This is a genomic window from Vibrio sp. 779(2023) (genome assembly GCF_033344285.1).
GTDB lineage: Bacteria > Pseudomonadota > Gammaproteobacteria > Enterobacterales > Vibrionaceae > Vibrio > Vibrio alginolyticus.
Genome location: NZ_JAWPOM010000009.1, coordinates 1 through 19,091 on the forward strand (window position 1 = coordinate 1; position 19,091 = coordinate 19,091).

Sequence of the window (19,091 nt, forward strand, 5' to 3'; positions counted from 1 at the left end):
CTTTTCTAATAGAAAGTGTTCGTCTTGAGATAAATCTGTAAACAAAGCATCGTCCTCTTTGAATTCATCACGAAGACGACGAAGCTCACGCCATACCGTGACAGATGGACCACCAATAAATTGAAATTGACGAATTTGATTCACACGCGCCCAAGTCACGACACGTTCCGCCGCATCTGAGCCAGACAAAGACGAACCTTTGTCAGAATCAATGTGTTGACCGTCGATGTTTTTGCTCAGGTACTTAGCGACATAACCAACGGCTGAACCTTGCGACCAGTCGATAACCTCCGCTTTGAAACGGGCTTTCTTTGCGCCTTTTTCGTCAGGAGAGTCAGCCATAGCAAGACGACGAAACTCAGACGTCACAAATTTGCGTGCGGATTTTTCCATGAACAGCAACAAGTGGTGATGCGGCGTGCCGTCTTGGTGAGGCTCGACAATGCGCATCCCGTAAACCTTGATTTTGCTCTTATCAATCGACTTGCGAAGATTCGCCCAAACACCCATAAGGTAAGCGTGAGCCGCTTTCGCATCAGGCTTGCCAGCCTCAAGCCATTTCGGGTTGATGTCACCCTTAGAAACAGAGTGGAAACGAGACGGAGCCGTTACCGTGAAGAACACCGCATCGTGATTCGATTCTTGAGCGATTTCCTCAAAGCCACGCAGACGAACGAACATTTCAGCGCGGCGAATCTCAGCGTTAGAAACCGATTTAGCGGATAGCTCGCTGAGTGTGAAGTAGTTAGAAGGGTCAGCCTCATCGTAAGCAATCGTGTTTTCTAGCGCGATACGGTTAGACGTATTGCGGTCACGTTGACGGTTTAGAGAAAAATCCGAGCAGTAAACTTGCTTACGGCGTTGAACAAGCGCTAAATCACGCGCAACACATTCAACCTCGTAAGCACATTTACGGCGCAGTTGACGAACAAGCCAATGCTCATCAAGAGCACGGTTCACCAATGCGAAAAGTTCACAGTTGTTTTCTGCGTATTGAATTTGCTCAGGTGAGAATGCCAAGCCTAATGAATCAAGAAGCTGACGCGCTTTATCAAAACGCGCTTGTGATTCTTCAAGCGGAATTACACTTAACACGCGAGAGAAGTCGCGTGATTTGCGCTTGGCTAGATTGGTAATTTGTTCATCAGACATCGCGTAGCTGTAGCCGTGCTCAGTCAAGCGGTCGTGAGCGTCGTTAACTGCGCGAACGGCTTCCAGAGCGTTGCGTGTTTTCAGAATGTCGGTGTAAGCGCGTGTCATGTGTCGAGCGAAGTCGCCGTTACGGTGTAATGATTTCGGCAAGTCCAAGCAAGGATTAGAAGTAGGGCGCTCAATAAAATCTGACAAGTCGTGTGAGTAGATTGACGCACTCATTGCCGATTTCACAGCCGACGGAATGAAATCCTCAGGCGTTGTGAATCTGTGGTCGACGTACTCAAAACGATGGTCAAATAAGTTATCAGGAATATGCTCACATGAAGCCCAAGAATGGACAGGAACAAAATCAATCCATTCTTGTTTGCCGGACGCTAAATCAATAACAAGTTCACGCATTATTTTGAGCCTCAACCGTTTTTGAAATAAGAGCGCGTTTTGGTGCGTCTTTCACGTAAACACGAAGCTCACTAACTTCGTTTTGTGTAAGCTTACCGTCAGCCATGAACTCGTTAAGCATTGGAATAGCGGATGGCTCTTTTTCAACCCAGCGTTGAACTTGAGCGTAAGTGCTCGCAGGAACTTCGAAATTCGAGCGGCCATAGAAAACAAACGCGATAGCTAGTAGTCCAGCTAACATACATAACAGTTCAAATGTTTTGTCGCATTCCATAATCAACCACCTTGACTAGTTGAGAGAGCGACCGCCAAAGCCAAGCGCGAAAGCGTCAAGGGCAAACGCCCAGAGCTAAGGCGGTCTGATACTGATTGAATAACCAAATTTGGTTAGTAGCGTAATCACCAAAATTGGTTAGTGCAAGACACCAAAAATGGTGATTGATAAGCTAAACTGACGGAAATGGAGGAAGCGGTATGTATCAGAACAAACTATTAGATGCCTACAAAAAGGCTCAAAGTTACGTACAAGACAAACAAATTGCAGCGGATATGAATGTGCCGCCGCAAAGAATCAGTGATTTCCGCAAAGGAAAGCGTTATATGACTGATACACAAGCAATTTTTCTTGCAGAGCAATCAGGTTTAGACCCTGAGATTGCATTGTTGGGTTGTCACGCTGATCGCAATGATAATCCGCAGATAAAAGCAGTATGGGAAGGAATTGCAAAAAAGTTTAATGGGCTTGGATTGTCAGGAATCTCAATGGCTTGCACTGGATTAGCCTTAGTGATTGCAAGTCCACAGGAATCACTATTACAGTGCGCATTATATGTGTTATGTTAAATAGTCTGGGTTTATGGTTAGGTTCATGACTATGCTTAAATCAACCACTTACCAACCAGATCACGTACTTGCCAATTTATTATGATGAGTCTACGATAACTTCATAAGTAAAAATTATGTGGTTTTCGTTAGGTTCATAAATAAGTTTATTTAACAGTATTCTGATTTACCATAAAATAGCTAATATCGATCTATCAATCTACGATTGCTTGCTCTTCAATTAGCAACTTATAAAAAATGGCGTCTATTTCTTTAGACGCCATTTTTGTTTACTGGAAATATTAAATTAGCCACCGGCTAATTTGACGGTCATGCCTTTCTTTTCAAGATGTGCCTTGATCTTGTCTCTAGCATCACCTTGAATCTCGATATTGCCATCTTTTACAGAGCCACCACAGCCACAGACTTTTTTGAGTTCTGCCGCTAATAACTTTAAAGGTGCATCATCCAAGTCTAAACCTGTAACAATGCATACGCCTTTACCTTTACGGCCTTTCGTTTGGCGCTGAATCCGAACAACACCATCGCCTTTAGGGCGAGATACTTTTTCTTCTTCCGGTTTAATTCGACCGGTTTCTGTTGAATATACCAGAGTCATTCTATTGTTTCTTTTGTTGTTGAGCTTGCATCGCTTTTTGCTTTGCAACCAAATAAGCTTCGATATGGCGTTGAATAGCGGCTTTACTGCCCTTAATCAGTTTACCATTAAACATACAGTACCAAGAGTTAGGTTGGCCTGTATCATTTTGAATAGTATAGCCGTTAAAGACCTCTGATTTTGCAACACCTGTTTGCTGCACTCTTTGTCCGAGTGAAGCAAACTCTTTGGGATCAATAATCGATGCGGTGTCACACCACCAATCAATGCTTTTCTTTACCGCCGTCAAACTTCCCTGTAAGACGTGGTTCTTGATTTTAACCTTCCAAACACTGCCATCTGATCCGACTGACTGCAGGTTAAAACCTCTATAATTTGAAATCGCCATACCACTGAGTCATCTGTTTAATGCGTTGATATAATCATAATTGCTACTGAGCAATATTCAAATACGGCTTGAATAAACCTTGCTCTAGAAAACAACTTGTATCATAAAACGCGTCTCGATAACGTTAATCACTTTGCACTGTTTATACAATCTTCCAAGAACTCATGAAATTTGTGCCCGTTGTTTTGAAGCATTTTAGGGAACATTGAGATCGGTGTCATTCCTGGAAATGTGTTTACTTCGTTTAAGTAAATCTCATCATCTTCCGTTAGGAAAAAGTCGATACGAGATAAATGACGAAGATTCATTTGTTTAAATACCGTCTCTGACGCGTGTTGGATGGAATCTAATTGTATTTGAGTTAGATTCTTCGCCTCAACTTCTGTGAGCGAGTGACTTGAACTGCTGTACTTTTCATCGTACGAGTAAAAAGCACCATCAGGCGCGATGACCTCGCCTGGCTTAGTGATATGTAGTTGGTCATTCATCTCATATGCAGCAACTTCAAGTTCTCGAGGTTTTACTGCTTTCTCAACCAACACTTGGTCAGAAAACCCAAAAGCATCATTTACTGCATTAGAAAGCTTGTCTTTTTCTGTGACACTGTAACAGCCAACGGAAGAACCTTGGCGAGCGGCTTTAACAAAAACTTTTCCCCACTTTTCAAAGGCTTTATGAGCTTGAACGTGAGCTTCTTCATCGTTTCGCGTTAAGAATAAGTACGGCGTATTGGGTATGCCAATAGCGTCGTACCAAAGCTTAGATGTGATTTTATTGAAACTATTGCTACTCGCTTCTGGCCCGCAGCCAAGATAAGGAATACCTGCGATTTCAAACAGAGATTGAATGTCGCCTGTTTCGCCAGGAAAACCATGTATACAAGGCACGATGAAATCAATGGTTTGATTAGATTCACTTGAGCACAACTGCTTGGTATTGAGATCCAAGTAAACCAACTCACCTTGGTTGGTCATCCAACCTTCGTTTTTTATTTCTACGCGTGTAACGTGAACGTCTTCAATAAGATTTAGTTGTTGTTCGACAAAGTTTGCAGACAATAATGAAATCTCGTGCTCAGAAGAGCCACCGCCGCATAGTAAAAGAATATTTTTAATCATGAATCCATCTTTCCGTGACCTACAAAAGATACTATTTATTATGATAAACCTTTGAAGTGTGACGTACAGTAATTTTAATGTGAGGAATGTTGTTCGAATAGGATTTGAGCAAATAAATAAGGGAGCTATTCGCTCCCTTATTTGATGTGTTAATTTAATTTGTTAAGCGTTGGGTAAGCTGAGTTTTTGATTGCATCAATGCTTTTAACAAATGGTCTTAACTGCTGAAATTGAGCTGGCAAAGTCGAAATCGCTTGCTTGGCTTCTGCGCTTGTTGCGTAGTCTCCGTATAAAACTGAGAACCACTTAGTACCGTTTACAACTTTGTAGTTTTCCCAAATTGGCTGACCGTTCTGTGGCAGCTTATTTGCAAACTGATCGACTTTAGCTTGGCTACCCACAGCTGCGACTTGAATGGTATAGCCGAATCGTTGAATGCCAGCTTGCTTTTTACTTGGTGGTACGATCTTAACTGGCTTCGCCTGCTCTTTTGGCGTTAGCTTGACTACTTTCTTTTCTTCAGGCTTTGCCGTCATTTTCACAACAGTTGGTTGTACGTCTTTTTCTACTACAGCGTTTTCAGACGCCATAATTGGTTTAGAGATACGATCTGATTTGTAGTCCTCTCGGTAACTTTCTGAGGTCACATCCGTGATGTAAGTTTCAGATGCACAAGCAGAAAGCAGAACTGACAAGCCGATGATTGCGATTTTTTTCATGAAGTAACAAATGCTCTGGATAAATATTACGATAAATCATGCCGATAGCAGGGCCGTTTATCAAGCATCAAATACAATAATCTGTGATTTTGATGTGATGAATAACACAAACTCCATAAGCATCGTACACATTTTCTGCAATGTCTGGTCTGAAGATGTTTTATCAGTAAATTATTCGTTTATGATTGATATGAAACCGAGAAGCCAACGTGACTTACAAACGGCCAGGAGTCAGCATGAATAAACTACATAAACTCTTTAAACCCAACTCTGTGGCCGTTATTGGGGCATCTCAAAAAGCATTGCGAGCAGGACATGTTGTGATGCGCAACCTTCTACAAAGTGGATTTGGTGGCGCGATTATGCCAGTAACGCCGCGATATAAAGCCGTATCTGGCGTGATCGCTTACCCTGATGTAGCTTCCCTGCCCTATACGCCAGATATTGCAATTTTGTGTACGAACGTTTCACGTAACGAGCAATTGCTTAAAGAGCTAGATGAGAGAGGCACACCGTTTGCGATTGTTATCTCTGATGACCCTAATCCTTTAGATATCTCATCATTGAACATTCGAGTCTTAGGCCCAAACAGCTTAGGTATCATCCTTCCTTGGCACAATTTTAACTGCACGTTTTCCCCTGTTGCAGCTAAGCCCGGAAAAATTGCTTTCATCTCACAATCCGCGGCGGTTTGTACCACGGTTTTAGACTGGGCAAATGATAAGAACATTGGTTTTTCTTCGTTCATTTCGATTGGGCGCGGACAAGATATCGATTTTGCAGATTTGCTCGACTATTTGAGTATGGATGGAAACACTGAAGCTATTCTGCTTTATGTTGATAATATCCAAGACGCTCGCCGATTTATGTCTGCTGCGCGCGCCGCTTCACGTAACCGACGTATATTGGTGCTAAAAGCGGGCCGCTCTAAAGAGATGAATACTTTTGAGCAGCAAGACGGAGATACACTTGACGTAATTTACGATTCTGCTATTCGCAGAACTGGTATGTTACGAGTCAGCAATACGCATGAGCTTTTTGCCGCGGTAGAAACACTCACGCATTCTGTGCCACTTCGTGGAGAGCGTTTAGCGATCATCACCAATGGCGGCGGCCCTGCTGTTATGTCCGTTGATACTTTGATTGAACGTGGTGGCCAACTCGCAACGCTTGATGACGCTTCCATTGAGCAATTACAAGCAGTACTTCCATCCAACTGGCGTGCTCGAAATCCAATTGATCTGTCTGGTGACGCAACCCAAAAACGCTATATTGATACCATTAACGCGCTGATGAATAACGACTGTGCAGATGCGATATTGATTATGCATAGTCCTTCTGCTGTTTCTGATCCTCTTGAAACTGCTCAAGTCGTTATTAATGCCATCAAATCTCACCCTCGGCATAAGCATTTTAATATCTTGACCAACTGGTCAGGAGAACAAACGTCGAGAGAAGCGCGACTGGCCTTTACTCAAGCAGGCATTCCAACCTATAGAACACCTGAAAGTTCGGTTGTAGCATACATGCACTTGGTCGAATACAGACGAAACCAGAAACAACTAATGGAAACGCCAACGACGGCAGAGCCATTACATTCTGGAAGTGTGAGTTCAGCAAAAGAATGGGTAAACGAACGACTACTGGATAAAAACACAGTCACCTTGGATACGCATCAAACCAGCCCATTATTTAAGCTGTTCGGGTTTAACGTTTTGCCTACGTGGATTGCATCTGACGACATTGAAGCTGTTCATATGGCAGAAAATATTGGATACCCTGTTGCGGTTAAATTACGTTCTCCAGACATTCCTCATAAATCGGATGTTCACGGTGTCGCTCTAAATTTAAGAAACAGTCGAGAAGTTTCCAACGCAGCGCTATCCATTTTAGATACCGTAAAGCTCAGTTACCCTTCCGCCAATGTACATGGGCTGTTGGTACAAGGGATGGCAAAGCTCGGCAGCGCTGAAGAGCTACGGGTTAGTATTGCAGTAGATAAAGTCTTTGGACCAGTGATCTTGCTTGGTCAAGGCGGCTCTGAGTGGAATATCGCCCAAGATGCCGTCGCTGCACTTCCTCCTTTGAACATGACGCTTGCGCGCTACCTTGTCGTTGTTGCCCTAAAGTCTGGAAAGATTCGCCTGCAGAAACACAAAGATGCGCTCGATATTACTGAGTTGTCGAAGTTCTTGGTTCGTATCTCCCAAATGGCAGTTGAGTTACCAGAAATACAAAAACTGGATATCCATCCAGTGCTAGTGTCCGGAAGCGATTTAACCATCCTTGATGCAGATGTCACACTGTGTAAATACGAAGGAGACGCCCAAAAACGGCTAGCGATTCGCCCTTTCCCGGCAGAGTTTGTCGAAACTGTAACGCTTCGAGATGGCCAACCTATCCTGCTTCGCCCTATCTTGCCTGAGGATGAGCCGCTGCATGCTCAATTCATTAATAGCGTATCGAAAGAAGATCTCTATAAGCGTTTCTTTTCTGAAGTTGGAGAGTTCAACCATGAGGCTTTGGCAAACTTTACTCAAATCGACTACGACCGCGAAATGGCGTTTGTTGCGGTAGCGTTTAATACTGACGGACCGTCTATCATAGGGGTAGCCCGCGCATTGATTACACCAGACAATAGTGACGCTGAGTTTGCTATTTTGGTTCGTTCAGATTTGAAAGGAAAAGGTTTAGGCAAAGTGCTGATGCAGAAAATAATCAGCTATTGCAAAATTAAAGGCACAAAGCAAATGTCTGGAATGACCATGCCAACAAACAGAGGAATGTTGATGTTGGCTCAGAACTTGGGGTTTGAGATCGATGTCCAGTTTGCAGACGGTACGGCAGATATGGTGCTCCCTTTAAATTGAAAAGCGCAGCATTAGCGATGACTTTTACTTCTTACATTCGATAATCAATGGGAATCTAAGAAGTAAAAGTTACGTTGTTACTTTAGTTTCCAATTCTTTTTTAAGTACTGAATACACCAGGATTTTGCCTCACCCATAGTGTTCCGGCGCCATGCCAAAATAATATCCATCGGCTGTTCTTCAGTGCCTTCGATTCGTTTCAATACACCACTATCAATAAGAGGTTGTGCAATTTGGCTTGGTAATGTACCAATGCCTAAACCTGCAGTTAGCGCTTCTACTTTTGCCGTAAAGTTGGTGACGGTCAAGCGAGGTTGTTTTTGAATGATATTAATTGAGAGCGCGGGTTGCTCACGTGCGGTATCTGCAATAGCAATAATCCGATACTTTTCTCGCGCTGCTTCATCAAACTTACCACTACGCTTGTGAACATAGTGATCAGCGGAAGCTACCCAATACATACTCATTTTACCAATTTTTTCTGACTTAACTTCTTGAGGAAGCGTATCCAGTGATGGGCAAATCAGTAAATCAGCTCTCCCCGTATTCAAAGACTCCCAGCTACCAGCCAGAATCTCCTCTTGCAGCCTGACTCGAGTTGAGCTGACCTCGGCCAACGCATCAACCATCGGGAAAAAATTGGATATAGGAATAATGCCATCAAAGGCAATGGTAATATCCAGTTCCCAACCATTCGCCAATAACGTTGCATCGTTCACTAACTTTTCACTGGCTTGTAAAATGGCTCTTCCTCTTTCAAGAATAAGCTTACCTGCTTCAGTAAAATGGGCTTTGTGACCAGAGCGATCGAAGATAATAATGTCTAAATCTTGCTCGAGTTTCTGGATTTGATAGCTCAGCGATGACGGGGCTCTGTCTAACTCATTCGCAGCAGCAGCAAAACTCCCTCTTCGATCAATAGCATCTAGAATATGGAGTGCTTCTAACGTAATTGGACTCTGCACATGGCCTCTCTTAATGTGACATTTATCACATTCGTTGTATTTGGATGAACTTATCAAGAACTAACGACAAATTATATAACATATTGATAACTAAAGACTAGGAATGCTAATAGCCTAAGAAGAAGATTCAATACAAATCAACAAATGACAATAGTAATGATAGTAATTACCATTTAGATCCATTAATATCCGCGTGTTGTTACCTATTATGGATCTAAGGTATTGAAGCCAATGTATAAAAAATCAATTTTGTCAGCCTCCATTTTAGTTGCCCTTTCCCATACTGCTTATGCGGAAGAAGCTTCTAAGTTTGAAGAAGTCGTTGTGTCGGCCACCCGTACCAACCAAACCATAAACACTGTTGCTGCTTCTGTTGCTGTTGTATCAGAGAAAGACATCGAAGAAAACATGGTAAAGGACTTGAATGATCTATTCGAGTATACGCCAGGTGTTACTGTTAATGGCACTCAACGCCAAGGCGTCCAAAGTATTAACATTCGCGGGATGGAAGGTAAACGAGTTAAAATCTTAGTAGACGGTGCATCTCAACCAGGTGTATTCAGCGGTGGACCATATTCGTTTATCAATTCTAGTGCCGTTACTGTCGACCCCGATATGCTAAAGAGTGTCGAAATTGTTAAAGGAGCAGCTTCTAGCCTACATGGTAGTGATGCAATTGGCGGTGTTGTCGCATTCGAAACAAAAGATCCGAAGGATTTCCTCAAAGATGGCAAAGACTTTGGTGGTCAAGCTAAACTCTCTTATTCATCGGAAGATAACTCTTTTAGTGAGCATGTAGCTTTAGCAAAGCGTTTCGGTAGTACAGAAGCACTTGTAGCCTTTACACGCCGTGATGGTGCAGAGCTACAAAATTTCTCTAAGGCGCCTTACGATAACTATTCTGTGGACAACCAAGATTATTACAAAAACGATCTATTGGTAAAACTTCAATCTCAATTGAATGACGCTCATCGCTTGGAGTTTTTGGGAGAAGTTATTTACAACGAGACTGACTCAGAGATCGCACATAAAAGTTACAAAAACTTCAACGCTGAAGACACAACCAAGCAAAATCGCATTGGGCTCAAGCACATTTGGTTTGCAGATGCAGCTATCTCGGATACGATCACGTCCAAGCTTACATGGATTGGTAAAGAAGAAAACGGCGTCTCTAATCGCTTTATCGAAGCTAGCCCTGGTTACCCACCTTACGTACCGCCTAGTGGTGACAACCAACAGAAAAAAGATTACGAATATACTGAAGACAAATTTGAATTCGAAACTCAGTTAGATAAAGAGATTCAAAATCACTATATTGTTTACGGAATATCGTACAAACATAGTGACATCAGTAATACCAATCGCGAGTTTAATTCCGATCCTGGCACGCCAGATACTGTTTACGTTTACACACCGGATGCAAAAGAAGAAAGCTTTGGTTTATTCTTGCAAGATGAAATTTCGCTTCTTAATGACAAGCTAATTCTGACTCCAGGTGTGCGTTACGATTACTTCTCTACTAATCCTTCAAATACTTCTGAAGAGTCATTCGAGAAGTTTAGCGACTCTGCATTAACTGGTCGTTTAGGAGCAACTTACTCTATATCGCAACCAGGCACGATCTTCGCGCAAGTGAGCCAAGGGTTCCGAGCGCCATCGTTCGACGAGCTTTACTACACCTACGATAATCCGGCTCATGGCTATACCAACCGCCCTAACCCAAATTTGGGATCTGAAAAGAGTTTGTCTTATGAGCTTGGTTACCGTCATAACACTGCAGCGTCGGCAACTGAAGTAGCGTTCTACTACAGTGATTACAGTGACTTTATTGAGCAAACGTCATCAAACAATGGTGGTTTAACTGAATTCACAAATATCAATATTAGTGAAGCAAACATTAAAGGGGTTGAGCTCTCTAACCGTCTTGATTGGCATGCCATTGCTGGTTTTCCATCAGGCGTGACAACTCGCTTTGTTGCAGCATACACAGAAGGTGAAGATGGTGATGGTAATCCTTTGAACAGTGTAAACCCATGGAATGCCGTAGCTGCTGTAAATTACGATTCACCAAATGCACTTTGGGGGACAAGCCTAAAAGTAAACTACACGGCTAAGAAATCGAACAGTGATATCAACTCTGATGGTGATAAAGGCGGAATCAAAGACCAAGTTGCTTTGCCGTCTGCGACAGTCGTTGACTTAACGGCGTACTACAAACCAATGAAAGATATAACCATTCGTGCTGGTGTTATGAATCTAACGAATGAAGAATACCATCTTTGGAACGATGTTCGCGGTAAGACTGAGTTAAGTCGAGACAAAACGCAAGCTGAGCGTAATTATAACATTAGTGTTAAATACGAGTTCTAAACCTTAAAAACACAAAAGCCAGCGTAATGCTGGCTTTTTTTATGGCTTTCATTTCAAAAATGTAAAGAAAAGTATGAAAAATGAAAGTTTACTGTTTTGCCATCTCTTTTTTCACCATTACTGCTGCTGCAATGATGAAAGTGATGATCAGACCGAGTTCCATGAACTACCCCAATAGCTATGAGAAAATTTATAACCCAAATTAAGAGTCGGGCATAGTTTAACAGCTCTATATATACTTGCTACCTTTTAACCAGTAATTTACGATTTTTTCCGATTTGGATCAAAAAAGACGCAATCACGCGCCTTTTTGTTACTATTATGTAAATTAAAGATTAGGCATCTGGATAACCTTGAGGGTTAGTAGACTGCCAGCGCCATGTATCGCCAGTCATTTCTTCTAGAGTGCGAGTTGCTTTCCAACCTAACTCATTCATCGCTTTTGATGGATCCGCCCAACACTCTGCAATATCACCTGGACGACGCTCAACAAGTTGGTATGGGACACCTTTACCACTTGCGGCTTCAAATGCTTTCACCATGTCCAGTACACTGTAGCCGTTACCAGTACCGAGGTTATAGATATGAAGGCCAGCTTTGCTACCTACTTTTTCTAATGCAGCAACGTGACCATCAGATAAGTCCATTACATGAATATAATCACGTACGCCTGTGCCATCTTTGGTCGGATAATCACTACCAAACACAGAAAGGAACTCTCTGCGCCCTACCGCAACTTGAGAAACAAACGGCATTAAGTTGTTTGGAATACCTTGAGGATCTTCACCTAGCTCGCCTGTTGGATGTGAACCTACCGGGTTAAAGTAACGAAGAAGTGTAATGCTCCAGTCAGGGTTCGCATTTTGGAAGTCGGTTAAACACTCTTCTACCATTAATTTGCTGCGCCCATATGGGTTAGTTGCGCTAGTTGGAAAGTCCTCAGTGATGGGTACAGATGCAGGATCACCGTATACAGTCGCTGATGAACTAAATACCAACGATTTAACTCCGGCTTCACGCATTGCATCAACCAATACTAACGTGCCATTAACGTTGTTGTCGTAATACTCTAGAGGTTTTGCTACAGACTCACCGACGGCCTTTAAACCTGCAAAATGGATAACAGCTTCAATATTGTGCGACTTTAGTGCTTCTACCATCGCTAATTTGTCTCTGATATCGGCTTGAATGAAGGTTGGCTTTACACCACATACCTTTTCAATTCGATCTAATACCGTAGATTTACTGTTGTACAGGTTGTCTAGAATTACTGGCGTCATGCCAGCTTCGATCATTTGAATACACGTATGACTACCGATATAACCCATACCACCCGTAACGAGTACTTTCATTTTATTATTCCTTCTGACGCGAATCGGGTTAGTTTAAAGCTTTGACGTTACGATTTAAACTGTCTCTTGTAATTCGCATCCCATTAATATTGCTTGGCCTTTCCCGGCTTTCTTTGCTTGATACATTGCCGTATCCGCACTTTTTAAAACTCGAGTAGCATCGCGCTCATTTACGCCGACTAATTTTACGCCGATACTAACGCCAACTTTGAGTAAGTGACCTTTGTACTCAATTGGAGCACATATGCTCTCGAGCAACTGTTCTGCTATTCGGGTGACCACTTTTTGATTGGCGGGATTAACCAACATGACAAATTCATCACCAGAAAGTCTTGCGATTAAATCACTATGTCTCGTCGCAGATGTTAGACGCTCGGAAACTTTTTTCAAAACTTCATCACCTGCATCATGACCGTAGGTATCGTTAACTTCTTTAAATCCATCCAGATCGAGGTACAAAACTGCAAATTCGTCACGCAAGTATCCAGAGCGTTGTACTAGTTGTTCCAACTCTAAATGGAACTTAGATCGATTTGCTAACCCCGTTAAAGCATCGTGATGAGCTAAATGCTCCAATCGTTCCATCTCTTTTGCGCCGGAAAGGTCGGTAAGAACAATAACCAGATCATAGAAACCATAGTCTTCACACTTAACGATACGATTGACTCGAGCAAACATCGGTACAAACTGACCAATATGGTTCTTCTCGATAACTTCACCTTGCCAAACGCCATAATTTTCTATCGACTCGATGATACTAGGCATCATTTCCTGTAACTTGCGCCACTTTAGCGTTTGGATGAATGACTTCCCAATAAGCTGATCCACCTCTAAGCCGACTAACTTAGTGACGGCAGGGTTTGCCATCGTAATGACACCGCGATGATTAAGAACAATGAGACCATCTTGGCTGCTTTCAAAAACGCGTCCCGCAACACGTTGCCGGTTTATGGCTTCTTCAATTTCGGTGATATCTTGAATCGAAAACAGTAAGTATTCATGTGTCGAGAGGCGACGACTGGTTAGGCTCAACTGCTGTTCGTTATCTGCATTTTTGAGGTGAATATCATCGCACTCTAGGCCTCGACTCAGGATCTGACTCAGCTCATTCGGTGTTTTGGTTTTAATTAGATCACGAATATTGGCGTATTTAAGCTCATCTAATTTTTTTTGAAATATTTGCTGAGTCGCCGTATTACAATGAATAACACGTCCGGAATTGTCGGTAATAACTAATGCATGCTGAACAGATTCGATAACCTCTTCTGAAAATGCGCGCTTTTGTTCTAGTGTGTCTAGCGAATGTTGCCGCTGCTTCTCACGTACTGTTAACCTATTCATCATTTGATTGAAAGAGCTCGCGAGGTCTCCAATTTCATCCTTGGCGTAATAGCGAGCTTGATTTTCCGTGTTTCGTCCGTGTGTCACATTCTCTATTACGCGGTTGACTTCCATCACGGGCTTGAGAACAAGCCTCTCGATACTTATGTAAAAAACAGTGCCACCAGCGATCAGAAACAGAAGAAGTAAAGCGCCATCTTGAAGTAAAGATTGTATGGCTTCTACGATTGGGCGATGAGAAAGCGTGACTCTCATGCTACCAATGACATAGCCATCATGGATAATCGGCTCTAGAACATAAAGAAATTTGGTTGATAAGGCATAGCCTAGAGCGTGCAACCTACTTCTTTCGGTTTGACTTGGAACGGGTGCTAGTGCCCCACTTATCTCCATAACAGCGAATGGTTGATGATCTTGGTCATAAAGTTTGACCCGCGTTACATTTGGCTGGTTTAAAAAGTTGGCGAGAATAGTTTGAGCTTTTTGCTTGTCCTTTGTCGTGAGCGCATCTTTAATTGAGAAAGAAACGTTGTTAATCAACTTTCTTGTCTGCTCGACCAGTTCATGCTTAGACGATTGGTATACAGTATACGAGGTGTAACCTTTTGAGATAACAAAGATAGCCGTTAAAAAGACCAGAAGAGGCCAAATAAGCTTCGCTCGTAATGACATATATATTCCTGTCGCAGACAACCACAAAAATGACAGAAGAACCATTATGCAATCTATCACCCATGAAGGGCGACAAGATTAACACGATGCTAATGCAAAATAACCTTAAATTCTCAAAAATTGGATGGAAAAGAAACGAAATACCTTAAAATTCGGATCAACTCAAATAACGGCAACATCTTTATGGACTAACGTGATCTTTTTCGTCAGCTATCTGCTCAAAAAGCTTCGTTTTCATGATAGAAGAATGAAGTGAGTCACTGAACCTAGATGCATTTTCCTGCATCGTAAAACCATTGCTTGTGTAGAAATAAAACGTATGACATTGAATAAACAGCAACTTACATTGAACTGTGATATGGGCGAGAGCTTTGGCTCTTGGAGTATGGGCGCAGATGAAGACGTGATGCCCCATGTTGATATGGCGAACATCGCGTGTGGTTTTCATGCCTCCGACCCTAATGTCATGCACGACACCATCACCCTAGCGAATGACAACGATGTTGATATTGGCGCACACCCAGGTTACGCCGACCTACAAGGCTTTGGCAGACGAAGCATAAGCATGACGGGTGATGAAATTACGAACATGGTTATATATCAGGTTGGTGCTTTACAAGCATTATGCCGGGCGCAATACACAGACATCAGTTACATAAAACCTCATGGCGCTCTATACAACGACATGATGAAAAGTGATGCGATATTTAGAGCGGTAGTAAAGGCGGCAGCACTGTTCAAAGTACCGTTAATGATCCTAGCTTCACAGGAAAACGAAAAATACTTAGAAATCGCAGACGATTATGATGTTCCCTTGCTATTTGAAGCATTTGCAGATCGTTTATACCAAAATGACGGCTTACTGACTCCTAGAACACAGCCCAATGCCGTGTTAAAAAGCGAGCACGCGATACTTGAGCAAGTCCGGACCTTAGCTGACTCTGGGCGTGTCAAAACCGCTTCAGGCGGTTACATATTATTGGAAGCCGACACAATTTGTGTTCATGGTGACAATGAAGAGTCGATCGCGCTGATCCAAAAGATCCGCCAAAGCCTATACGCTGGAGGAAATTAATGCATAAAGAGAAATTTAATATCTCTTTGATCTCCGAGTGCAGTATTTTCATTAAGTTTGATGAGAGTATTTCTGAAAATGCAGTCGGAGAGCTTGCTCGCAGCATAAGAGAAACTTTCGCTTCAATTGTTATGAACGTTGTCCCCTCCTATCAAACTATTCTCATTGATTACTTACCTTTTCGAATCAACGAAAAAAACTTAGTTAATGAGCTGCAACAAATCGTGAGCCAGTTTGATACTCAATCACTTAAGCTTTCCCAGCCGAATCACATTACTATCCCTGTATATTACTCTGAAGAAACCGCGTTAGATCTATCTCGTTTTCAAAAGCGAGGTCTGTCATTAGACGATCTTATTACCCTGCATACGAAAACCGAGTACGCGGTTTCTGCAATTGGCTTTGCTCCAGGCTTTGCATTTCTCTCTGACGTTGATACTCAATTGCACATGGCAAGGCTTGCCACACCAAGAACTCAAGTGCCGGCCGGAAGTGTAGGAATCGCAGACTCTAAAACGGCCGTCTATCCATCAGATAGTCCTGGCGGATGGAACATTATTGGTAAAAGCCCGCTTGCGCTCTTCTCCGACTCTCCTCCTTTTATACCGTTTGAAGTGGGTGACAAGGTCACCTTTAATGCTATTTCAAAACAAGAGTTTATCGATTTAGGAGGCGTACTATGAGTTACGGTGGATTACTGGTGGAAAAGCCAGGACCGCTCTCTTTAGTTCAAGACTTTGGTCGTTTTGGCTTAGCGCATGTCGGTGTGACTCAAGGTGGGCCGGTCGACGACTATGCTTACAGCTGGGCCAACCATTTGCTTGGTAACGTAGTCAATTGCGTTGCGATTGAAATTACTTTGGGTAACGCTTGTTTTATTGCCTTGCATAACTGCCACCTTGCTATATGTGGCGGTGATTTAAATGCAAAAATAGATGGTGAACCTATTTCAAATTGGTCTGACTTTACGTTGAAAAAAGGACAGAAGCTTCAGTTCGGAGTCGCAAGGAATGGACTTCGCTCCTACCTAGCGGTTAAAGGTGGATTCAATGTTGCTCAGCACTTAGGAAGCGCATCGACCGTCTCGCGAGAATCTCTAGGTGGTTATGATTCAAATGGTGGCGCTTTGAAAGCTGGCGATATTCTTCCCTTTGTCCCTCATAACTTACCGAAACGTAAACCAAGGCAAATGACGTTTCGTTTTAAGCCAGATTACAACTTACCTATTAAGTTGAGAGTGATTGAAGGCTATCAGAACGAGGACTTTGATGAAGAGGCTCGCCAAGCATTTTATAACAAAGCATTCATCATCTCCCCCAATTCGAATCGCATGGGCTACCGTCTTGAGGGCAATAACATTCGTCCACCTTACGAAGGCGTCCTATCAGAGGGAATTGCATTAGGTTCAATTCAAGTACCTAGCGATGGTAACCCTATTGTGCTGCTCAACGATCACCAGACTATTGGCGGGTATCCTAAATTTGGCTGCGTAGCTCGTATTGACTTACCTAGACTGGCACAGGCGAAGCCCGGACAAAAAGTCAATTTTGTGAAAGGAGATAGGCTAGGCTTGCAAGAAGTATGGTGCCAATGGGCTCAGTTTTTTGGGTACTAATACAACCACTGAGCCCAAACACAGCCGATTATGTAGGCATACCATAACGCACTGCTAAAGCTTGTGGATAGCCTCGCTCTTGAGTGAGTTTAATCGCGTACTGCTCGACCTCTTGTTCAGACCACTTTACAGCGACCGGATGCTGTGTTTCCACATTTTGGTTAGGATCGATGTCAAACCAGAATTGAAGCATTTTTTGCGCTGCGAGTAGTGTCGATGACGCTTTTACCACCTCTATTCTCGCATAGTGGTTATCTTCAAAAGTCACATCTGCCGCTCTGAGTACTGGGTCTGTTCCGGGAATTTGCTGAGCGCCAAACAATGCTTTTCCTCCTTTTACAGCAGAGTGATAGTCGGGAATAAACTGCGCCATGTGTTTGATGGCATTGTTCGTTCGCTCTTCTAACACTTCTTCTCTCCAGCCGTTACGGATCTTCGAGAGTAAAGGCATAGGCAGTTCAGGTTGAGCAGATGAGTTCGTGCTCTCCACTAAACCATCTTCAAACAGCGTGATTCCTTTTGTCATACCATGAAGTTGAAAGTAACCATCGCCATAAGGCGTCAATTGAGCCATTCCTTTATCGGTTCCACGCGGGCCATGAAAAATAACTTCTGGCCATTGTTGTTGACAGTCTGCCCACCTCGTAACGTAAGCGGCTTTAAACTCCACCAACCTGTCACGCTTGGCACCAACTGTGTTGTCAATTGAGCCTGTTTCAAAGCCACACGCGTTAACCAAGTAGTCGCATGTCATCAGGTAATCGATACCTTCACGTTCATAGCCAAGTTGCCAGTGTTCCCCCATCCAATCGGCTTGCTTAAACGTTGCTTGTGTGAAGACCGAAGCATTAGGAAGCGTATCTAGTGTTAAGTTGGCAATTGCGGCGAGGCGAAAAACACTCCAACCATATTCTTGAACTGCGACAACAGGATACTTTAGCGCTTCAAGATCAGCATGTTGAGCAAAAGGAATGCACCACTCATCGAAGTTTGTAGGATGACTTGGTTGAGTACGTTGCGCGAGAGCTTCTAGCTCCGCTTTTGAATACAGTTTGTAGTATTCGCTTGGTTCGCCGAGCACTTTATTACTCTCATCTTTATCAACGAGCGTCTGATAAGCACTTTTCACAACCTCTAATCGCGGAACTAGTGTGGATGGGTCTCCACCATCGGAATGAGGAACCGCGATGATTGTCGGACGAATATTCAGTGAAAGCGGATACAGTCGAACAGTATCGATAGATTGTGCTAACAAGTCTAAGCATTGTTGCTCGGAAATCTCTCGATATAAATTACCACCAGCATGCAAATGACAAATGGGTGGACCATTTACTAGTGATACGCCCTTCTCTATTACGGAAACTTTAAAACCCAGCTCCGCAAAATGAATTGCTGCTGTTGCACCTGCTACACCGCCACCAACAACAGCGATATGCTTATCTTTATAACTTGGAAACTCAGACTTCATTGCTTCACTAAAAATTTTATAAGGAAAATTCTTTACTAACGGTGGATTCTACTCGTGTTTGGACTTGATTAAAATCACAAAAAGTTCATGGGTTTGCGAAATATCCAACAGCGCCTGTAAAGTGCATTAAAGTAGAAAAAATT

Annotated in this window: 16 protein-coding genes; 6 read left to right on the forward strand and 10 right to left on the reverse strand. The window is 42.9% G+C overall.

What is annotated here, in order from left to right:
- A partial coding sequence (locus tag R8O70_RS12865; protein ID WP_318184194.1) for a replication endonuclease occupies positions 1-1,554 on the reverse strand: 1,554 nt, incomplete at its 3' end.
- A complete protein-coding gene (locus R8O70_RS12870; RefSeq protein ID WP_318184195.1) occupies positions 1,547-1,828 on the reverse strand; it encodes a hypothetical protein in 282 nt (93 codons plus the stop codon). The genes R8O70_RS12865 and R8O70_RS12870, both read right to left, overlap by 8 nt.
- Before the next feature lie 200 nt (positions 1,829-2,028).
- On the opposite strand from R8O70_RS12870, the gene R8O70_RS12875 reads away from it, so the two are divergent.
- Positions 2,029-2,397 (forward strand): DUF3693 domain-containing protein, encoded by a 369-nt coding sequence (locus R8O70_RS12875; RefSeq protein WP_031849321.1) that lies wholly within the window; start codon positions 2,029-2,031, stop codon positions 2,395-2,397.
- 286 nt (positions 2,398-2,683) lie between these two features.
- Here the strand turns inward: R8O70_RS12875 and yciH are convergent, their stop codons facing one another.
- The 4 genes from yciH to R8O70_RS12895 all read right to left on the reverse strand — a co-directional run bounded on the left by yciH (position 2,684) and on the right by R8O70_RS12895 (position 5,220).
- Positions 2,684-2,995, reverse strand: coding sequence for a stress response translation initiation inhibitor YciH (gene yciH, locus R8O70_RS12880; protein WP_005376292.1), 312 nt, complete (start codon positions 2,993-2,995; stop codon positions 2,684-2,686).
- Position 2,996: 1 nt separating this feature from the next.
- A complete protein-coding gene (locus R8O70_RS12885) occupies positions 2,997-3,383 on the reverse strand; it encodes a DUF3319 domain-containing protein (protein ID WP_005376294.1) in 387 nt (128 codons plus the stop codon).
- A gap of 128 nt (positions 3,384-3,511) precedes the next feature.
- The gene (locus tag R8O70_RS12890) at positions 3,512-4,501 is read right to left on the reverse strand and encodes a D-alanine--D-alanine ligase (RefSeq protein ID WP_318184196.1); all 990 of its coding nucleotides are present in this window, start codon (positions 4,499-4,501) and stop codon (positions 3,512-3,514) included.
- 149 nt (positions 4,502-4,650) lie between these two features.
- Positions 4,651-5,220 (reverse strand): SPOR domain-containing protein, encoded by a 570-nt coding sequence (locus tag R8O70_RS12895; protein WP_005390018.1) that lies wholly within the window; start codon positions 5,218-5,220, stop codon positions 4,651-4,653.
- Positions 5,221-5,456: 236 nt separating this feature from the next.
- On the opposite strand from R8O70_RS12895, the gene R8O70_RS12900 reads away from it, so the two are divergent.
- Positions 5,457-8,090 carry a bifunctional acetate--CoA ligase family protein/GNAT family N-acetyltransferase gene (locus R8O70_RS12900; RefSeq protein WP_053349882.1) on the forward strand — a complete coding sequence of 878 codons (2,634 nt, stop codon included), beginning with the start codon at positions 5,457-5,459 and terminating at the stop codon, positions 8,088-8,090.
- Between the two features lie 77 nt (positions 8,091-8,167).
- Here R8O70_RS12900 and R8O70_RS12905 read toward each other — a convergent pair whose 3' ends face one another.
- Positions 8,168-9,055, reverse strand: coding sequence for a LysR family transcriptional regulator (locus tag R8O70_RS12905; RefSeq protein ID WP_017634152.1), 888 nt, complete (start codon positions 9,053-9,055; stop codon positions 8,168-8,170).
- A 231-nt stretch (positions 9,056-9,286) separates the two neighbouring features.
- Between R8O70_RS12905 and R8O70_RS12910 the strand changes: the two genes are divergently transcribed.
- Complete coding sequence (locus tag R8O70_RS12910; protein ID WP_258625108.1) at positions 9,287-11,425, forward strand: TonB-dependent hemoglobin/transferrin/lactoferrin family receptor; 2,139 nt, start codon at positions 9,287-9,289, stop codon at positions 11,423-11,425.
- 335 nt (positions 11,426-11,760) lie between these two features.
- On the opposite strand, the gene galE is transcribed toward R8O70_RS12910, so the two are convergent.
- Together galE and R8O70_RS12920 are read right to left on the reverse strand one after the other, a co-directional pair.
- Positions 11,761-12,777 carry a UDP-glucose 4-epimerase GalE gene (gene galE, locus R8O70_RS12915; protein ID WP_318184197.1) on the reverse strand — a complete coding sequence of 339 codons (1,017 nt, stop codon included), beginning with the start codon at positions 12,775-12,777 and terminating at the stop codon, positions 11,761-11,763.
- 54 nt (positions 12,778-12,831) lie between these two features.
- Complete coding sequence (locus R8O70_RS12920; protein ID WP_318184198.1) at positions 12,832-14,790, reverse strand: diguanylate cyclase domain-containing protein; 1,959 nt, start codon at positions 14,788-14,790, stop codon at positions 12,832-12,834.
- Between the two features lie 319 nt (positions 14,791-15,109).
- Here R8O70_RS12920 and R8O70_RS12925 point away from each other — a divergent pair, with 319 nt between their 5' ends.
- Genes R8O70_RS12925 through R8O70_RS12935 form a run of 3 tightly spaced genes read left to right on the forward strand, consistent with a single transcriptional unit; the run spans position 15,110 to position 17,480 of the window.
- Positions 15,110-15,865 (forward strand): 5-oxoprolinase subunit PxpA, encoded by a 756-nt coding sequence (locus R8O70_RS12925; RefSeq protein ID WP_238852998.1) that lies wholly within the window; start codon positions 15,110-15,112, stop codon positions 15,863-15,865.
- Positions 15,865-16,548 (forward strand): 5-oxoprolinase subunit B family protein, encoded by a 684-nt coding sequence (locus R8O70_RS12930; RefSeq protein WP_005386313.1) that lies wholly within the window; start codon positions 15,865-15,867, stop codon positions 16,546-16,548. The genes R8O70_RS12925 and R8O70_RS12930 overlap by 1 nt, the downstream gene beginning before the upstream one ends.
- On the forward strand, positions 16,545-17,480 hold the full coding sequence (locus R8O70_RS12935) for a biotin-dependent carboxyltransferase family protein (protein WP_170893224.1): 936 nt from the start codon (positions 16,545-16,547) through the stop codon (positions 17,478-17,480). Before R8O70_RS12930 ends, R8O70_RS12935 begins: the two co-directional genes overlap by 4 nt.
- Before the next feature lie 28 nt (positions 17,481-17,508).
- Here R8O70_RS12935 and R8O70_RS12940 read toward each other — a convergent pair whose 3' ends face one another.
- A complete protein-coding gene (locus R8O70_RS12940) occupies positions 17,509-18,948 on the reverse strand; it encodes an FAD-dependent oxidoreductase (protein WP_064354776.1) in 1,440 nt (479 codons plus the stop codon).
- Positions 18,949-19,091 lie beyond the last annotated feature (143 nt).